The organism is Nocardiopsis alborubida (assembly GCF_012396365.1).
Taxonomy (GTDB): Bacteria; Actinomycetota; Actinomycetes; order Streptosporangiales; family Streptosporangiaceae; genus Nocardiopsis; species Nocardiopsis alborubida.
The window spans coordinates 248451-265835 of sequence record NZ_JAAXPG010000004.1; the positions used below are offsets into that span (position 1 = coordinate 248451).

General features: G+C 75.4%; 11 protein-coding genes. 10 read left to right on the forward strand and 1 reads right to left on the reverse strand.

Annotated elements, in window-relative coordinates; genetic code table 11:
* The first annotated feature begins 150 nt into the window (after positions 1–150).
* The 8 genes from zwf (at position 151) to HGB44_RS06295 (ending at position 13834) form a co-directional block, all read left to right on the forward strand.
* Positions 151–1629, forward strand: a complete 1479-nt coding sequence (gene zwf / locus HGB44_RS06260; RefSeq protein ID WP_061082137.1) for a glucose-6-phosphate dehydrogenase — start codon at positions 151–153, stop codon at positions 1627–1629.
* The gene (edd, locus tag HGB44_RS06265) at positions 1626–3476 is read left to right on the forward strand and encodes a phosphogluconate dehydratase (protein WP_061082138.1); all 1851 of its coding nucleotides are present in this window, start codon (positions 1626–1628) and stop codon (positions 3474–3476) included. Before zwf ends, edd begins: the two co-directional genes overlap by 4 nt.
* A gap of 124 nt (positions 3477–3600) precedes the next feature.
* On the forward strand, positions 3601–4233 hold the full coding sequence (gene eda, locus HGB44_RS06270) for a bifunctional 4-hydroxy-2-oxoglutarate aldolase/2-dehydro-3-deoxy-phosphogluconate aldolase (protein ID WP_061082139.1): 633 nt from the start codon (positions 3601–3603) through the stop codon (positions 4231–4233).
* A gap of 454 nt (positions 4234–4687) precedes the next feature.
* Positions 4688–4867, forward strand: a complete 180-nt coding sequence (locus HGB44_RS06275; protein ID WP_061082140.1) for a hypothetical protein — start codon at positions 4688–4690, stop codon at positions 4865–4867.
* A 222-nt stretch (positions 4868–5089) separates the two neighbouring features.
* Positions 5090–6067, forward strand: coding sequence for an LLM class flavin-dependent oxidoreductase (locus tag HGB44_RS06280; RefSeq protein WP_061082141.1), 978 nt, complete (start codon positions 5090–5092; stop codon positions 6065–6067).
* The gene (locus HGB44_RS06285; protein ID WP_061082142.1) at positions 6064–9027 is read left to right on the forward strand and encodes a lantibiotic dehydratase; all 2964 of its coding nucleotides are present in this window, start codon (positions 6064–6066) and stop codon (positions 9025–9027) included. The genes HGB44_RS06280 and HGB44_RS06285 overlap by 4 nt, the downstream gene beginning before the upstream one ends.
* Positions 9024–10181, forward strand: coding sequence for a lanthionine synthetase C family protein (locus HGB44_RS06290; protein ID WP_061082143.1), 1158 nt, complete (start codon positions 9024–9026; stop codon positions 10179–10181). Before HGB44_RS06285 ends, HGB44_RS06290 begins: the two co-directional genes overlap by 4 nt.
* Positions 10181–13834 (forward strand): ABC transporter ATP-binding protein, encoded by a 3654-nt coding sequence (locus HGB44_RS06295; protein WP_061082144.1) that lies wholly within the window; start codon positions 10181–10183, stop codon positions 13832–13834. Before HGB44_RS06290 ends, HGB44_RS06295 begins: the two co-directional genes overlap by 1 nt.
* A 92-nt stretch (positions 13835–13926) precedes the next feature.
* Here HGB44_RS06295 and HGB44_RS06300 read toward each other — a convergent pair whose 3' ends face one another.
* On the reverse strand, positions 13927–14652 hold the full coding sequence (locus HGB44_RS06300; RefSeq protein WP_061082145.1) for a class I SAM-dependent methyltransferase: 726 nt from the start codon (positions 14650–14652) through the stop codon (positions 13927–13929).
* Positions 14653–14958: 306 nt separating this feature from the next.
* Between HGB44_RS06300 and HGB44_RS06305 the strand changes: the two genes are divergently transcribed.
* Positions 14959–15900, forward strand: coding sequence for a DUF6895 family protein (locus HGB44_RS06305; protein WP_061082146.1), 942 nt, complete (start codon positions 14959–14961; stop codon positions 15898–15900).
* Positions 15901–15933: 33 nt separating this feature from the next.
* Positions 15934–17157, forward strand: coding sequence for a cytochrome P450 (locus tag HGB44_RS06310; protein ID WP_061082147.1), 1224 nt, complete (start codon positions 15934–15936; stop codon positions 17155–17157).
* Positions 17158–17385 lie beyond the last annotated feature (228 nt).

Consider the following 17385-nt stretch of genomic DNA (forward strand, 5'->3'; position numbering starts at 1 on the left):
CAAGTGTGCTTGGTTTTTTACCATAGTCGGGCTTAGGCTCAAAGAGCCGGACGTCCCGCGCGTCCGCGCCGCCTCCCCGCACCCCCCGCCTGCGCCACACTCCGCCCCCCGCTCCCCATCCCCTTCCCTCCCCGCTGGAGCAGACCGAAGATGCCGCAGCAGTCCGCGTCCCGTGCCACCGACCTGGTGGTCTTCGGGGGTACCGGCGACCTGTCCATGCGCAAACTCCTCCCCTCCCTGTACCTGCTGGACCGCGACGGCCACCTGGACGGGGGGACCCGCGTCGTCGCCGTCTCGCGCGACGGCCTCACCGACGCCGACCTCAGGGACAAGGCCGCCTCCGCGGTCCGCGGCCACCACGCCGTCCAGGTCGCCGAGCCCGACGTGCTCCACCGGTTCCTGGAACGCCTCTCCCACGTCACCGTGGACGTCGGCGGCGACCCCTCGGGCTGGGACGCCCTCACCGCCGCCCTCGCCCCCGACCGCGACCGCGTCTTCTACCTCGCCGTCCCGCCGATGATCTCCGGCGCGATCTGCCGCGGCCTGAGCGGCGCGGGGCTCGTCACCCCCGACTCCCGCGTGGTCATGGAGAAGCCCCTGGGCCGCGACCTGGCCTCCTCCCGCGCCGTCAACGACGCGGTGGGATCGGTCTTCGACGAGTCGCGGATCTACCGCATCGACCACTACCTGGGCAAGGAGACGGTGCAGAACCTGCTGGTGCTGAGGTTCGCCAACGTCTTCCTCGAACCCCTGTGGAACTCCCGCTGGATCGACCACGTCCAGATCACCGCCGCCGAGACCGTCGGCGTCGGCGGGCGCCGGGGCTACTACGACACCTCCGGCGCCATGCGCGACATGGTCCAGAACCACCTGCTCCAGCTGCTGTGCCTGACCGCCATGGAGCCCCCGGCCAGCTACGACCGCGACTCCGTCCGAGACGAGAAGCTCAAGGTCCTCCAGTCGCTGCGCCCCCTCACCGGGGACCGCGTCGCCGAGGACACCGTGCGCGGCCAGTACGGGCGCGGCTCCGTCCGGGGCTCGGAGGTGCTCGGCTACCTCGACGAGCCCGGCGGGCCCGCTTTCAGCGACACCGAGACCTTCGTGGCCCTGCGGGCGGAGGTCGCCAACTGGCGCTGGGCGGGGGTGCCCTTCTACCTGCGCACCGGCAAGCGCATGTCGCACGACCGCTCGGAGATCGTCATCCGCTTCCGCGAGGTGCCGCACACGATCTTCCCCGGCACCAACCTCCCCGGAGCGGGCAGCCTGGTCATCCGGCTCCAGCCGGACGAGGGCATACACCTGACCATGCTGGCCAAGACGCCCGGCGCCGGAGCGCTGCGGCTGCGGCCCGCCCCCCTGGAGCTCAGTTTCGCCGACACGTTCGCCACCCGCTCGCCCGAGGCCTACGAGCGGCTGCTGACGGACGTCCTGGCCGGTGACTCCACCCTCTTCATGCGCCGCGACGAGGTCGAGGCCGCCTGGCGCTGGGTGGATCCCGTCATCGAGGCCTGGAACGGCCTGAGCACCACCCCCGAGACCTATCCAGCCGGAAGCGCCGGCCCCGCGGGCGCGCACCGGCTCATCGGCCGGACAGGCCGTACGTGGTACGAAGAGGAGCGACCCCGATGACCGCGCACACGAACGACGACGCCGACACCACAGGGCACGGACCCGCCGTCCACCCCGTCGTCGCAGACGTCACCCGGCGCCTCGCCGAGCGCAGCGCCGACACCCGGTCCGCCTACCTGGCGCGGATCGACGAGGCGGCGGCCGAGGGCCCCGCCCGCTCCGCCCTGGGCTGCGCCAACCTCGCCCACGGGTTCGCGGCCTGCGGCGTCTCGGACAAGCTCAAGCTGTCCGGCGACGTCACGCCCAACCTGGCGATCGTCTCCGCCTACAACGACATGCTCTCCGCGCACCAGCCGCTGGAGTCCTACCCGGCCGTGATCAAGGCCGCCGTGGCCGAGGCGGGCGGCGTCGCCCAGTTCGCCGGGGGCGTGCCCGCCATGTGCGACGGCATCACGCAGGGCCGCGCGGGCATGGAGCTGTCCCTGTTCAGCCGGGACGTCATCGCGATGGCCACCGCGGTGGCCCTCTCCCACGACATGTTCGACGGCGCGCTGATGCTCGGCGTGTGCGACAAGATCGTGCCGGGCCTGCTGATCGGCGCCCTGTCCTTCGGCCACCTGCCGGTGGCGTTCGTGCCCGCCGGGCCCATGCCCTCGGGCCTGCCCAACAAGGACAAGGCCCGCGTGCGCCAGCGCTTCGCCGAGGGCCAGGTGGGCCGCCGCGAGCTGCTCCAGGCCGAGTCCGCCGCCTACCACTCGCCCGGCACCTGCACCTTCTACGGCACCGCCAACTCCAACCAGATGCTCATGGAGGTCATGGGCCTGCACCTGGCCGGGGCCAGCTTCGAGCAGCCGGGCACCCCGCTGCGCGAGGCCCTGACCGCCGAGGCCGGGCGCAGCGTGCTCGCCCGCACCGCCCTGGGCGACTCCTACAACCCCGTCGGCCGCCAGGTCGACGAGCGGGCCGTCGTCAACGCCGTGGTCGCCCTGCTGGCCACCGGCGGCTCCAGCAACCACACCCTGCACCTGGTCGCCATCGCCCGCGCCGCCGGTATCGAGCTGACCTGGGACGACTTCGCCGATCTGTCCGAGGTGGTGCCGCTGCTCACCCGCATGTACCCCAACGGCGCCGCCGACGTGAACCAGTTCCACGAGGCGGGCGGCATGGCCCACCTGATCGGCTCCCTGCTGGACGCCGGACTGCTCCACGAGGACGTGCGCACCCTGATGGGCGAGGGCCTGGGTCGCTACCGCCAGGTCCCGAACCTGGACGGGGGCGAGCTGACCTGGGTCGACGGCCCCAAGGAGAGCGGCGACACCTCCGTCCTGCGCGGTACGGACGACCCCTTCGCCCCCGACGGCGGCCTGCGCATGCTGTCGGGCAACCTGGGCCGCGCCGTCATCAAGGTCTCCGCGGTCGCGCCGGAGCGGCACGTGGTGGAGGCCCCCGCCCGCGTCTTCGGCGACCAGGCCGAGCTCCAACAGGCGTTCGCCGCAGGGGAGCTGACCGGCGACTTCGTCGCGGTGGTCCGCTTCCAGGGGCCGCGCGCCAACGGCATGCCCGAGCTGCACAAGCTCACGCCGCCGCTGGCGGTGCTCCAGGACCGGGGCCAGAAGGTGGCGCTGGTGACCGACGGCCGCATGTCCGGCGCCTCGGGCAAGGTGCCCGCCGCCATCCACGTGTCCCCCGAGGCGGAGGCCGGCGGCGCGCTGGCCTACGTCCGCGACGGCGACCCCATCCGCCTCGACGCCACCACGGGCACACTGGAGGTGCTGGCCGACCTGAGCGGCCGTGAGCCCGCCCGTCCCAGCGCGGACTCCGCCACCGGTACCGGCCGTGAGCTCTTCGCCGCCCTGCGCGGCGCGGTCGGCCCCGCCGAGAAGGGCGCCGGGGTCTTCGGATCCTGACCCGCCGACCCGGGCGCGCCGGGGGACCGGCCCCGGGGCGCGTGCGGCGGACGTCCGCCCCACGCGCCCCCGCGGCCGCGGCGCGCCCACCCCAGACCTTCGACCGACCCTGGAGAGACACGACATGACGACGAACCCCCGTTCGGGCGCCGACATCCTCGACCTGGCCCCGGTGATGCCGGTGGTGGTCGTCTCGGAGGCCGAGTCCGCCGTGCCGCTGGCACGCGCACTGGTGGCGGGCGGCCTGCCGGGCATCGAGGTGACCCTGCGGACCCCGGCCGCGCTGGAGGCCATCGCGCGGATCGCCGCCGAGGTGCCCGAGGCCGTGGTCGGCGCGGGCACCGTGGTCACCCCCGAGCAGGCGGCCGCGGCCGCCAAGGCGGGAGCGCGCTTCCTGGTCAGCCCGGGGTGCACCGACGGGCTGGCGTCGGCCATGGCCGACACGGGCCTGCCCTTCCTGCCCGGCGTGGGCACCGTCTCCGAGGCCCTGGCGCTGCTGGAGCGGGGGGTGTCGGAGATGAAGTTCTTCCCGGCCGAGGCCTCGGGCGGCGCGGCGTTCCTGAAGTCGCTGGCGGGTCCCCTGCCCCAGGTGCGGTTCTGCCCGACCGGCGGCATCACCGTCGCGTCGGCCCCCGCCTACCTCGCCCTGCCGAACGTGGGCTGCGTGGGCGGCAGCTGGCTGACCCCGGCCGACCTGGTGGCGGCGGGCGAATGGGAGCGGATCACCGGGCTGGCCCGGGAGGCCGCGGCTTTCTAGCGCTTTTCTCCCCTGCCCCGGCCGCCGTCTCGGCTGCCGGGGTTTTTTCCTTTTCCGGGGTGTTTTCCCGGCTTTCTGCTGTTATTCGGAAATTCCGTCTCGGGTCGGGGCTCCCCCTCCCCAGGGCGGAGACACGGAGTGGACCGGTCCTGGTCACGGGTGACCGCGCCGCGGTCGCCGTGTCGGGTGGGCCAGGAGGAAACGCAGGTGGAAGCGGGCCCGTTTCCCGGATCGCGGGTATTCGCCACCACCCTTCGGACGGGCCCCTCCTGTGTGCGACCCCCCGTCCCCGGGGGGCGGGGCCCTCCCCCCGGAAGGACGCGGTTCCGTCCATAAGGAGGAGGGGAAAATGGTCCGCGTGAATGAAGACCGCGACGCGGCCGGGGCCTAATGTGTATTTCACAACAGGCGTTACCGACAAAACGGTCGCCGTGTTTCGAGAAAGGCATTCCCCATGGCCGTTTCCGCCAGCAACCGCCCCGAGATCAACCTCGACGTCGACGCCGAGACCTTCGAGACCCCGGGTTCGGGCCAGTCCGTGGAGAACAGCGGCGCCGAGGTCCCCGGCCCGATCACCTTCGGCACCACCTGCTGGGGCACCCCCTGCCCGAGCGCCAACACCATCTCCTGCTAGGGGATCGGACCCGTAGTCCCCACAGAGGCCGCGGGCGGCACCCGGCCGCCCGTAACGGTGGAACCCCGTCCCTGATCCACCGCGGCCCGGCACGACCAGACCCGGGGCGGCGGCCGCCCGGCGGCCGCCGCCCCGCGGCACACCCGCGGGTGTTCTCCGTACCCTTCCCCTTCCGCGAGCGCGGTGCCGCGGGCGCGGACCCGGCCGAGGAGGCAGTCCCCCATGCACGACGACACAGCGCAGGACCGCGAGGAGACGCCGCCGGAAGCCGCGCCGCCGCTGGGCCTGCTGGAGTACCTCGACCTGACCGAGGGCCGTCCCGTCCGGGACAAGCGCGACACCGCCTTCGCCTCGGCCCTGCTCGCCGAGCGGTTGGGCTACAGCCGCGTCTGGCTGCCCGAGCACCACGCCTCCGGCGTGCCCAGCACCAACCCGCTGCTGCTGGCCGCCGTCCTGGGCAGCCACACCCGGCGCGTGCGCGTGGGTACCGCCGTCACGCTGTCCAGGATCCGCGACCCCCACCTGACCGCCGAGGACGTCGCCGCCGCCGCGCACTTTTGCCCCGACCGCCTCGACGTCGGGTTCGGCCGCGGCGACGTGAGCGGGGGCGCGGCCGACGACCTCGCCCACCTGCGAGAGCGGGGCGAGGACGTCGGCGCCGTCATCGACACGACCGTCGCCCTCCTGCGCGGGGGCGCGGAGTGGGTCGACCCGGTGGACACCGGATTCCAGCTCTGGTCGCACGGCGCCGGGAACCGCTCCGCCGAGATCGCGGCCAGGACCGGCACCCACTACTGCCACGCCCTGTTCTTCAACACCGACGTGGACGCCTGCGTCAGCACGCTCAGGACCTACCGCGCGGCACACCCCGGCGGACGCACGGCCGTGGCCCTGGCCCTGGTCGCCAACGACGACGCCGCCACGGCACGCGCCGACAGCCTGCGCCAGGGCGTGCGGGTCAACTGCGCGGGCACGGCCGACCAGTGCGCCGACGCCGTGCACCGCGTCCTGGCCATCACCGGCGCCGACGAGGCGGTCGTCACCGAGCTGTCCAGCGACCCCGAGGACCACCTGCGCGCCGTGGAGGAGGTCTTCGCCGCCGTGCGCCGCCGCGCCGCCTCGCCCGTCGAAGCCGTGGCCTCCCCCGGCGGCGCCATCCCCGCCGGGACCGCCGCGGCCACGGGGAGCGGTGCCCGGTGAGCGGGACAGACTTCGGGCTCGTCCGCGTTCCGCTGCTCAGCGTCGAGGAGTCCGCCCGCATGGTCGCCGCGGGCGACGTCCACGACCCCGTCGCCGCCATGGCCGTCGACCTGGCCGCCGACCCCCACCTGCGCGCCGCGTCCGCGTCCGAGGAACGCGCCCGCGCCACCCTGCTGCGCTACCTCGCGCGTATGGGCGGGCGCGCCACTCCCTACGGGCTGTTCGCCGGAACCGCGCCCCTGTCCGTCGGGGACCGCCGCGACCTGGAGGTCGACCGGCGCGAGCGGCACCGCGTGCGGGTGCGCGTGGACGTGCGCGCCCTGGAGGAGACGGTCGCCGACGCCCTCGCCGCCGCCGACCCCGACGATGTCCCCCTGCGGCTCAACCCCCTGGCCGGCGTCGGACCCTCCGCCGTGCGCTTCGCCGCTCCGGGCGACGCCACCGCGGACGTGGTGAGCGTCCGGCGCACCGAGGCCATCGACACCGCCGTGGAGGTCCTCGGCGGCGCCGAGATGAGCGCCGCCGAACTCGCCGACGCGCTCGCCGAGCGGCTGCCCGGTGTGGAACCCGAGCGCCTGCGCGCCTTCGTGCGCGGACTGCGCGGCAAGGGCCTGCTCCAGCCCTCCGACGGCCTGGTCGCCCCCGGCACCGAGCCCGCCGACCGGGCCGTGCGCCTCCTGGACGCCGTCGGCGACCGCGACCGGGCCGCCGCCGTGCGCGTCCTGCTGGCCGACGCCGCCGGAGAGCGCGCCTTCGAGCCGGGACTGCGCGACCGGCTCGACACCGCCTGGGACCGCGCCGCCGGCCACGCGCCGGCCCTGGCCCGGGCCAGGTACGCCGAACGCTTCGACCTGCACCCCGAACTCGCCATGCGCGCCGCGCACCTGGACCGGCGCACCGTCGCCGACCTGGGCGCCGCCGTGCGCCGCCTCGCCGCCCTCGCCTCCCCCGGCGGCGGACCCGGCTTCGACATGGCGGCCTTCCGCGCCGCCTTCGCCCAGCGCTTCGAGGACGCCGAGGTGCCGCTGCTGAGCGCGCTGGACCTGGAGTCGGGCGTGCTCCGGCCCGCCCAGCGCGGCGCCTCCGCACTCGCCGCCAAGGCGGGCCTGCGCACCGGTTCCCGCCCCACCGAACCCACCGTCAACCCCGAGCTGCTCGACCTGCTCGGGCGCTGGACCGCCGACGGCGGCCACCTCGACGGCGGCTCCGTGGACATCGCCCACCTGCCCGAGGCCGACACCGACGGCTCCCGCGCGCTGCTGGCCGTCCTGCTCGGCGACGCCGACCCCGCGTCCCACGACGGACCGCACAGCATGCTCGTCGGCGGGGTGGGCCGCGCCCCCCACGCCCTGGCGGCCCGGTTCGGCCTCCACCGCCCCGCCGTCGCCGACCGCATCCGGGAGCAGGTCGACCGCGCCCGTGAGCGGCACGGCACCGCGGACCAGGAGGATTCCCCCCTGCACGCCGAACTCGTCTACCACCCGGGCGGGCGCATCGGCAACGTCCTGGTGCGCCCCCGCGTGCTGGACGAGACCATCGCCCTGACCGGCGCCCACGCGGGCACCCTGCACCTGGACCGCCTGCTCCTGCGGCTGTGCCCGGACGGCTTCCGGCTGCGCGACGCCCGCACCGGCCGACCCGTCCTCGTGGAGCTCAACACCGCCCACAACGTCGACTTCCACGGCCTGGACCCGGTCTACGCGGTGCTGGGCCACCTGGCCACGTCCGGGGGAGCGGGATGGTCGTGGGGGCCGCTGGCCCGTCTGCCCCACCTGCCGCGCGTCACCTGCGGCCGGGTCGTGGTCACCCCCGAGCGCTGGCTGCTGCGCCCCGGGGACGTCGCCGCGGTCCTGTCCGCGCCCTCCCCGGCCGCCGAACTGCGCGACCGTCTGCCCGGCCTGGGCGGGCGCACCTGGGTGGGCACCGGCGAGTACGACCACGTGCTCCCCGTGGACCTGCGCGAGGACGCCTCGGTGCGCGCCGCCCTGGCGCGCGCCGGCGACCGCGACACCGCCTTCGTGGAGATGCCCCAGGCCGAGGCGCCCGCGGTGCGCGGCCCCGGCGGGGGCCACGTCGCCGAGGTGGTCGTGCCCACCGGCCCCGTCCTGCGCGAGCCGCCCGGCCCCGGCGCGGGGACGGCCGTCCTGGACCGCGGCCACGGCCGGGCCTGGGTCTACGCGCGCCTGTACTGCGGGCACGCCGCCGCCGACCAGGTGGTGTCGCGCGCCCACCGTCTGGCCTCGGACCTGCGCGCCGCGGGGGAGGCCGACCAGTGGTTCTTCCTCCGCTACCAGGACGGGGACGGCTACCACGTGCGGGTGCGCGTCCGCCCGGCCGAACCCGCCGCGCGGCCCGGCGTGCTCACCGCCGTGGACGCCCTCGGAGCCCGGCTGGCCGCCGGGGGCCTGGTCAGCAGGGTCGTCCTGGACGAGTACGTGCCCGAGGTGGCGCGCTACGGCGGCACCGAGGGCCTGCGGGCGGCCGAGGGGCTGTTCACCGCCTCCAGCGACCGCGTCGCCGCCGCGCTGCCGGCCCTGGCCGACGAGTCCGCCCGCCTCTACCAGGCGGTCGCCGACGTCACCCACTGGTGCACCGAGCTGTTCGACGCCTTCGACGAGCGCGAGGAGTTCCTGCGCGTGTGCCAGGGCGGCCTGGACGTGGCCCCCACCCGCGAGGGCAACCGCCTCGGCAAGTTCGCCCGCGCGCACGAGGCCGCCCTGCGCGCCCACCTGGAGGGTGTCCGCCCCGACGAGGACGTGGCCAAGGCCCTGGGCGCGCTGGCCGCCGCGCTGGCTCCCGGAACCGGGGCCCGCGGCCGGTGGTCGGTGTTCGGGTCGGCGCTGCACCTGCACCTGAACCGGACCTTCGCCTTCGACGCGGTGCGCATGGAGTACCTGGCGCACGAACTCGCCCGGCGCCACCTGCGCCGCCTGCACGCACTGGAGGGCAAGAAGCGATGAACGACGCCGACACGCTGGACCTGGCGCGGCGGTTCCTGGCCGACATGGACGACCAGGTGCGCGAGGCCCCCACCTTCCCGCTGCTGCTGGACCAGGCCGTGGCCCGGATGGAGTTCGCCCGCGCCCTCGGCGAGGACCACGGCGCGGAGGACTCCTTCCACGAGGCGATGGGCCTGCTGCGCTCCGGCGGCGGCACCGGCCCCTGGCTCTACCGGGGCGCCGCCCAGGCCGGGTGGACCGCTCTCCGGCTCGCCCGGGCGCGCGGCACCGAGCCCTCCGGACTCGGCGCCGTGGACGACGCCGTCCTGCGGTGGATCGCCGACTACCCCGCCGAGGGCGAGGTCGACCTGCCCATGGGCGTGCTGGGCCTGGGCGCGTACGCCCTGTCCCACCCCGACACCGGGTTCCGCGACAAGGCCACCTCCGGAGTCCTGGACGTGGTCGAGGACCGCGCCGAACGCGACGGCGACGGCCTCTTCCTGCGCCTGGGCGACTCCCCGGCGCGCCGCGCCGACCAGTCCGCGCGCTGCCGGGTGCTCGGCGCCGCCCACGGCACCGCGGGCCTGGTGTCCTACCTCGCCTCGGCCTCCGGGACGGCCGCCGCCCCGCGCGCACGCCCGCTGCTCGACGACTCCGTGCGCTGGCTGCGCGCCCAGCGCGGCGACTTCTCCCACGCCGTCTTCCCGCACCGCGTCGAGACGCGCTACACGCCCGCCCGCGCCACCTGGTGCTCGGGGGATCCGGGCGTCGCCCTGGCCCTGACCGCGGCCGCCGGGGTCACCGGCGACCCGCGCGACGCCGACCTGGCCCGCGCCACCGCCCTGGCGGTCACCACCCGCCCCGAGCAGGACTGCGGGATCACGGACGGGTGCGTCTGCCACGGCGCCGCCGGACTGGTCTGGTTCGGCCGCCGCGCCCACGACGACCACGGCCTGCCCGAGGGGCTGGAGTGCGTCCGGCGCTGGACCGGCTGGCTCGCCGAGCGGCGCGGCGAGGGACCGCTGACCTACTTCAACCCCGCCGGGATGATCCGGGACGCCTCCTTCCTCGAAGGGGACGCGGGCGTGGCCCTGGCACTGCTGTACGCGGCCACCGGGACGCGGCCCGCGTGGGAGCAGCTCGTCCTGGCACGCCCCGTCACACCGGAGGTCTGATGCCCGGCTCCCCGCCGACCGAAGCGCCCGCCGCCCGGGGCCGCCACTGGGTCCTGCGGCTGCTGTCCGCCTGCCGCCGCCATCCGGCGCTGGCCGCGGGGGTGGCCGCGGCGGCCGTCCTGGGGACCGGGCTGGCCGCGCTGGCGCCGCTGGCCGCCCAGATCGCCGTGGACGACGCGGTCCAGGGGCGCACGGACCGGATCGGCGTGCTCGCCCTCATCCTGCTGGGAGCCGCCGCGCTCCAGTTCACCGGGGCGTTCGCCCGCCAGTTCCTGTCCGGCAAACTCGCCCTGGGCGTCCAACACGACCTGCGCACGGCCGTGTTCGACTCGGTCCAGCGGCTCGACGGCGGCAAACAGGACACCCTGCGCACCGGCCAGGTGATGTCGCGCGCCAACACCGACCTGCAACTGGTCCAGGGGCTGCTGGCCACCGCGCCGCAGGCCCTGGGCGGCCTCGTGCTCATCGTGTTCGCCTTCTCCGCGATGCTGTGGCTCTCCCCCGTGCTCACCGTCGTGGCCGCGGCCGTCGTGGTCTCCTTCGTCGTGGTGACGGTGCGCGTCAGCAGGCGCATGCCGCCCGCGACCATGGCCGTGCAGCGCCGCGCCGCCGAGATCGCCCAGCACGTCGAGGAGACCGTGACCGGCGTCCGCGTCGTCAAGGCCTTCGGACAGGAGGAACGCGAGACCAGGCGCCTGGCCGACCTCGCCGCCCGCCTGTTCGGCGAACGCATGCGCGTGGCCCGCATGCAGGCGGCCCCCAGCGCCACCCTCGGCGTGCTGCCCTACCTCGGCCAGGCCGCCGTACTGGTGGCGGGCGCGTGGCTGGTCGCGCGCGGGGAGGTGTCCCTGGGCGCCCTCGTCGCCTTCTCCGGGTACATGGTCACCCTCACCGCGCCGTCGGCGTCCCTGTCCAACCTGGTCATGAGCGCCCAGCTGGTGCGGCCCGCGGCCCTGCGCGTGTTCGACCTCGCCGACTCCCGCCCCGACGTCACCGACGCTCCCGACGCCGCCGACGTGCCCGAGGGGCCGGTCGGCGTGGAGCTGGACGACGTGCGGTTCGGCTACACCCGCGACTCCACCGTGCTCGACGGGCTGTCCCTGCGGGTGCGCCCCGGCGAGACCCTGGCGCTGGTCGGCCCCTCCGGTTCGGGCAAGTCCACGGTCTCGCTGCTGCTGCCGCGCTTCTACGACACCACCGGCGGCGCCGTGCGGATCGGCCCTCCCGGTGGCGCGGTGGACGTGCGCTCGCTGCGCCTGCGCTCACTGCGCTCCACGGTCGGCGTGGCCTTCGAGGAGCCGTTCCTGTTCTCCGGCTCGGTCGCCGACAACATCGCCCACGGACGCCCGCACGCCACCCGCGAGCAGGTACGCGCGGCGGCCCGCGCCGCCGGGGCCGACGGCTTCGTCCGCGCGCTCCCCGACGGCTACGACACCCCCGTGGGCGAGCGCGGCCTGACCCTGTCCGGCGGTCAGCGCCAGCGCGTGGCCCTGGCCCGCACGCTCCTGGGGGACCCCCGCGTCCTGGTGCTGGACGACGCCACCTCGGCCGTGGACGCCGCCACCGAGGCCGCCATGGTCGCCACGCTCGCCGACGTCACCGCCGACCGCACCGTCCTACTCGTGGCCCACCGCAGGTCCACCCTCGCCCTGGCGGACCGCGTCGCCGTGCTCGACGGCGGCCGGGTGGTGGACGTGGGCACCGAGGCGGAACTGGCCCGGCGCTGCCCGCTCTTCGCGGAACTGTGCGCCGGGGACGGGGGCGACGTCGAGGAACCGGCCGCGGACTCCGACGACGGCGGTTCCTCCCTGTGGCCCGAGCCGGTGCCGGAGGCGACCGACCCCGACGAGGCCGCGCTGCCCGCCGCCGACGACCGCCCCGCCGAGCGCCTGGGACGCACGCAGCCGGAGGACCCCGGAGCGCGCTTCGGCGTCCGCCGGGTGCTGGCGCCCGTCCGGGCCCTGCTGGCGCTCGCCGTCCTGCTGGTCCTGGCCGACGCCCTGGCCGCCACCGCCCTGCCCGTCGTGCTGCGCTGGGGCCTGGACCACGGCGTCGCCCCCGGCGACGCGGGCGCGGTCGCGGCCGTGGGCGCGGCGGCCCTGGCGCTGGTGGCGGTCAACTGGTGGGTCCTGGCCCTCCAGCCCCGCGTGGTCACCCGGACCGGGGAGAGCGCCCTGTACGCCCTGCGCCTGCGCGTCTTCCGGCACCTGCACCGGCTCGGCGTGGACTTCCACGAGCGCGAGCGCGGCGGCGGGACCATGACCCGCATGACCACCGACGTCACCGCGCTGTCCACGTTCGTGGAGAGCGGGCTGACCATCGTCGTGGTCAACGGCGCCACCGTGCTGGGGATGGTCGTGGCGATGCTGGTGCTGGACCCGGGGCTGGCCCTGGTCGCCCTGGCGGTCCTGCCGGTGCTGCTCGCCGCGACCCTGTACTTCCGCCGGTGCGTGTCGCTGGCCTACCACCTGTCCCGGGAACGGATCGGGGAGGTCAACGCCGACCTCCAGGAACAGGTGGCGGGGGCGCGCGAGTCCCAGGCGGCCGGGGCCGAGGACGGCGCGAGCGAGCGCTTCGCCGCCCTGTCGGACCGCTACCGCAGGACCCGGCTGACCGCCCAGCGCCACATCGCGCTGTACTTCCCGTTCGTCACCCTGCTCGGGGACGTGTCCACCGCCGCCGTCCTCGGAGCGGGCGCCCACCGGGTGGCGGAGGGAACCCTGTCGGTCGGCGTCCTGACCGCGTTCCTGCTGTACCTGGGGATGTTCTACGCCCCGTTCCAGCAGCTGTCGGTGGTCTTCGACAGCTACCAGCAGGCGCGCGTGGGCGTGGACCGCATAGGCGGCCTGCTGAGCACGCCGCCCACCGCCGCGGCCTCCCGGCGGCCGGTCCCCGAACCGGTCCGGCGGGGCGGCGGCCGGGTGCGCCTGGAGGGGGTCGGCTTCACCTATCCCGGTGCGGGCGGGCCCGCCCTGGCCGACGTCACCCTGTCCGCCGACCCGGGCGAGACCGTGGCGCTGGTCGGCGAGACCGGCGCCGGAAAGTCCACCGTGGTCAGGCTCATCGCCCGTTTCCACGATCCCGACCGGGGCGCGGTCCTGGTGGACGGGACGGACGTGCGCGACCTCGACCCGGCCGAGCACCGGCGCAGGCTCGGCGTGGTCCCGCAGGAGCCCCACCTGTTCACCGGGACCGTCGCCGACAACGTGCGCTACGGACGTCCCGGAGCCAGCGACCGCGAGGTGGAGGAGGCCGTGCGCGCGGTCGGCGCCCTCGACGCCGTGGCCGCCCTGCCCCGGGGGATGCGCCATCCGGTCGGCGAGCGCGGTCGCGGCCTGTCCACCGGGCAGCGCCAGCTCGTCGCGCTGGCGCGGGCTCAGCTGGTGGCCCCCGACGTGCTGCTGCTGGACGAGCCCTCCGCGGCCCTGGACCCGGGCACCGAGCGCGCCGTGCTGGCGGCGATGGACCGCCTGTCCCGGGGGAGGACGACCTTCGTGGTCACCCACAGCCTGGCGACGGCCGCCCGCGCGGACCGGATCGCGGTGCTCGACGGCGGGCGGGTGGTCGAGACGGGCACGCACGGGGAGCTGTCGGCCTCGGGCGGCGCCTACGCCCGCCTGTGGCAGAGCAGCGGGGGGCCCGTACCGGTCTGAGACCGGGGGTCCCGGTCGCCCCGTGGTGCCGCTCGGGGCGCGGCCCCGGGCCCGGTCCGTCGCGGGACGACCCGTGCCCCGGGGCGGGCGCCTCAGTCCCCGGTCGGGGCGCCCCGGTGCTCCGGCATCCGGAAGTAGATCATCGGGTTGTCGGTGCTGGTGCGCACCGGCTCGCCCAGCCCCAGGTCCTCCCGCAGCTCCAGGAGGGCGGTGTGGGGCGCGGGGGCCTTCTTGCGGGAGGGGGTGAAGAAGTCCGTGCCGTTCTCGCGCAGCCACGCCAGCACCACGGCGCCCTCGGTGAAGGGCAGGGCCCGCTTGCCGTGGAAGACGTCGTGGACGCTGACCGGAGTCCCCGGGGCCACGCGCGGGAACAGCGCCTCCAGGTACCACCTGGCGAACCGGCCGTTGTGCGCGGCGTCCACGAACAGGTACCCGATCCCCTCGGGGACCTGGGACATGTTCTCGCGGACGTCGCCCTTGTGGAACTCCCACCGGCCCAGGGACAGCTCGGAGGGCACGTTGGACACCACGTTGTCCACGATGTCGAAGGAGTGCAGCGTCCCCCCGCCGTTGTCGCGCAGCGCCGACAGGATCCACGTGGTGGACCAGCCGTGGAAGGTCCCCAGCTCCATCACCGTGTCCGGCTGCGTCTCGCGCAGCAGCAGGTAGGTGATCTCCGCCTCCAGGTCGTCCAGCTGCGGCGTCATCCGCCCGCGCGTGCGGCGGAGGAACTCGCGCTGCGCGTCCCGCACCTTCGCCAGGGGGTCCCGGTACCTGCGGTACAGGTCCCCGATCAGTGCCAGGTCGATGTCTCCCATACCGTCCCCACTCCAGTGTCGCTCGATGGTCGCTCTCCGTGAACGCGGGCTTCAACCTACCCGTGACCCGGGGCCCCACACCGCTTCGCGACGCCCTTCCCAGCGCGATTCCCGGACATTCTCGCGCATTCTCCTTCCCAGGTAGGAGGCTCCGTCGCCCGGACGGCTCCGGCTGGTCCGCAGGAGGGGCGCGTATTTCCTCCTCCGGACCGAAGCGCCGTGAGCAGGGCCGACCTAGGGTCGGGAGCGTCGGCAGGGAAGAGGAGGTCGCCGGGGCCCGCCCGGCACACGACGGGGGGAGGACCGATGGCCGCCACCGGCGGGACGGGCACGACGGCCCGGACGGACGGGAGCACCGCCGCAGGCGTCCTGGACGCGGCCCTCGCCTGGCTCACCGACCACGCGGAGTGGTTCGGGCCGCGCTGGGACGACCACTTCCCGCCGCGCGACTTCGCCGGGGCCACCGTCATGGAACTGCTCATGCTCTGCCGCCTCCTGCGCCGGTCGGACCCGGCCCCGGCCGGGGCGGCCGGACTGGAGCGCGCCGCCGCGGACCTGGCCCGGGAGGCGGTCGTCGAGACCGGACCCGGCGGGGACGCCGAGCACCTGCCCTACCGGCTGTGGACGGCGGCCCTGCTCGCCGACCTGGGCCATCCGGCGCGCGGTCCCCTCTCCGCCGCGCGCGACCTGGCCGAGCGGCGCCCCCCGAGGCCCCCCGGCGCGGGCGCCTCGCCGGTCCTCGCCCTGGAACTGCGCCACATCCTCGACCTGGCCGGGATCGCCGCCCCCGCGGACCTGCCCGGCACCGCGCCGCTCTACGACGCCTGCGTGGCCGAGCACGCGGAGGGCGCCGGCGAGTACGACGCCTACGGGGTCACCCACGCCGTCCTGTACGCCACCGACTTCGGCGCCCGGCCGCTGCCGGGGGACACCGCACGCATGGGGCGCGTGCTCGACGGTCTGCTGCGCGCCTACCTGGACGAGGGCCACCTGGACCTGGTCGCCGAACTGCTCCTGTGCGCGCGGATCGCCGGAGGGGGTCCTCCCGCGCTGGAACGGCCGGCCTGGGACCGGCTGGCCGCGGCCCAGCGCCCCGACGGCTCCCTGCCCGGGCCGCCCTTCGACGCCGCGGTCCTGGCCGGGCGCACGGGGGAGCGGGCCACCGCGTACGTCTTCCGCACCTGTTACCACACCACCCTGGTCACCGCGATGGCCGCCGCCCACGCCGGGGCGTCCGCGCGTCCGTGAGCGCGAGCCCCCCGCGACGAGAGGAACACGTCCATGGCCGACGCCCCGACACCGTCGGCGTGCCCCGTGAGCCTGCCCACGGCACGCGAGCACGCCCTGGACCCGCCGCCCCGCTTCGCCGAGCTGCGGGAGAGGTCGCCGATCACCCGGCTGGCCCTGCCCGACGGGACGGAGGGGTGGCTCGTGACCGACTACGAGCTGGCCTGCGACGTCCTGGTGGACCAGCGGTTCAGCGCCCGCCAGGACATCCGCGTCCCGCCGCGGGGGCAGGCTCCGGCGCCTCCCGCGGCGCCCGGCTTCTTCGTGCGTATGGACGCGCCCGAACACACCCGCTACCGCAGGCACCTGGCCGGGCAGTTCACCCGGCGGCGCATGCTCCTGCTGGAGTCGCGCATCGGGGAGATCGCCGAGGAGCACGTGGAGCGCATGCTCTCGGGCGGCGCGCCCGCCGACCTGGTGGCCGACTACGCCCTGCCCGTGCCGTCGCTGGTCATCTGTGAGCTGCTCGGCGTGCCCTACGGGGAGCGCGGGCGGTTCCAGCGCGACACGGCGGTCGCCTTCGACGTGGGCCAGCCCGCGGAACGGGTCTCGGCGGCGCTCGCCGACCTCAACGCCTTCCTGGCCGACCTGGTGCGCCGCAAGCGCCGCGAACCTGGGGAGGACCTGCTCAGCGGGTTGCTGGACGCCCCGGACCTGACGGATGAGGAGGTCACCGCCATGGCCTTCCTGCTGCTGGTCGCCGGGCACGAGACGACGGCGAGCATGCTCGCTCTGGGCGCGTTCGCGCTGCTCACCCACCCCGGGCCGTGGCGCGGGGCGCTCACCGACCCCGACCCGGGGCGGATGGCGCGGCTGGTGGACGAGCTGCTGCGCTATCTGACGATCATGCAGTTCGGGGCGATGCGGGTGGCCCGCGAGGACCTGGAGGTGCGCGGGGAGCGCGTCCGCGCGGGGGAGGCGGTCGTGGTCTCCCTGTCCGCCGCCAACCGCGACCCGCGGGCCTTCCCCGGGCCCGACGCGCTCGACCCGGGACGGGAGCGCCCCATGCACCTGGCCTTCGGTCTGGGCGCGCACCACTGCCTGGGCCACCAGCTGGCCCGGACGGAGCTGCGGCTGGGGTACGGCACGCTGTTCCGGCGGATACCGGATCTGCGCCTGGCCGTCCCGCCGCACAGCGTTCGTATGCGCGACACCTCCGCGGTCTACGGAGTGCACTCCCTTCCCGTCACCTGGGGGCGCGAAGGGGCCGGCCTTTAGGGACGGGGTCCCCAAAAGAGGGAAATCCCCTGTCCGATACCCAGGGCGATATCTTATGGAAAAGGGAATGGTTCTGAGGTGAAGTCGTCGGGTGCGGCGCGACCTGCGCGGACGCGATTGTCGGCGGGGTGGGGAAATGAGGCTTCGCCCGAGATGCTCAAACCTCTACGCTTCGCGGACACGAGCAGTGACCGTTTTTTTCGGATTTATTCTTCGGTGGCCACATGC

Bases quoted from the DNA above. Each gene is read 5' to 3' on its own strand.
- HGB44_RS06280 (WP_061082141.1), top strand. From the start codon at position 5,090: ATGCACGACGACACAGCGCAGGACCGCGAGGAGACGCCGCCGGAAGCC.
- HGB44_RS06300 (WP_061082145.1), bottom strand. From the start codon at position 14,652: ATGGGAGACATCGACCTGGCACTGATCGGGGACCTGTACCGCAGGTAC.
- edd (WP_061082138.1), top strand. From the start codon at position 1,626: ATGACCGCGCACACGAACGACGACGCCGACACCACAGGGCACGGACCC.
- eda (WP_061082139.1), top strand. From the start codon at position 3,601: ATGACGACGAACCCCCGTTCGGGCGCCGACATCCTCGACCTGGCCCCG.
- HGB44_RS06290 (WP_061082143.1), top strand. From the start codon at position 9,024: ATGAACGACGCCGACACGCTGGACCTGGCGCGGCGGTTCCTGGCCGAC.
- HGB44_RS06275 (WP_061082140.1), top strand. From the start codon at position 4,688: ATGGCCGTTTCCGCCAGCAACCGCCCCGAGATCAACCTCGACGTCGAC.
- zwf (WP_061082137.1), top strand. From the start codon at position 151: ATGCCGCAGCAGTCCGCGTCCCGTGCCACCGACCTGGTGGTCTTCGGG.
- HGB44_RS06305 (WP_061082146.1), top strand. From the start codon at position 14,959: ATGGCCGCCACCGGCGGGACGGGCACGACGGCCCGGACGGACGGGAGC.
- HGB44_RS06310 (WP_061082147.1), top strand. From the start codon at position 15,934: ATGGCCGACGCCCCGACACCGTCGGCGTGCCCCGTGAGCCTGCCCACG.
- HGB44_RS06295 (WP_061082144.1), top strand. From the start codon at position 10,181: ATGCCCGGCTCCCCGCCGACCGAAGCGCCCGCCGCCCGGGGCCGCCAC.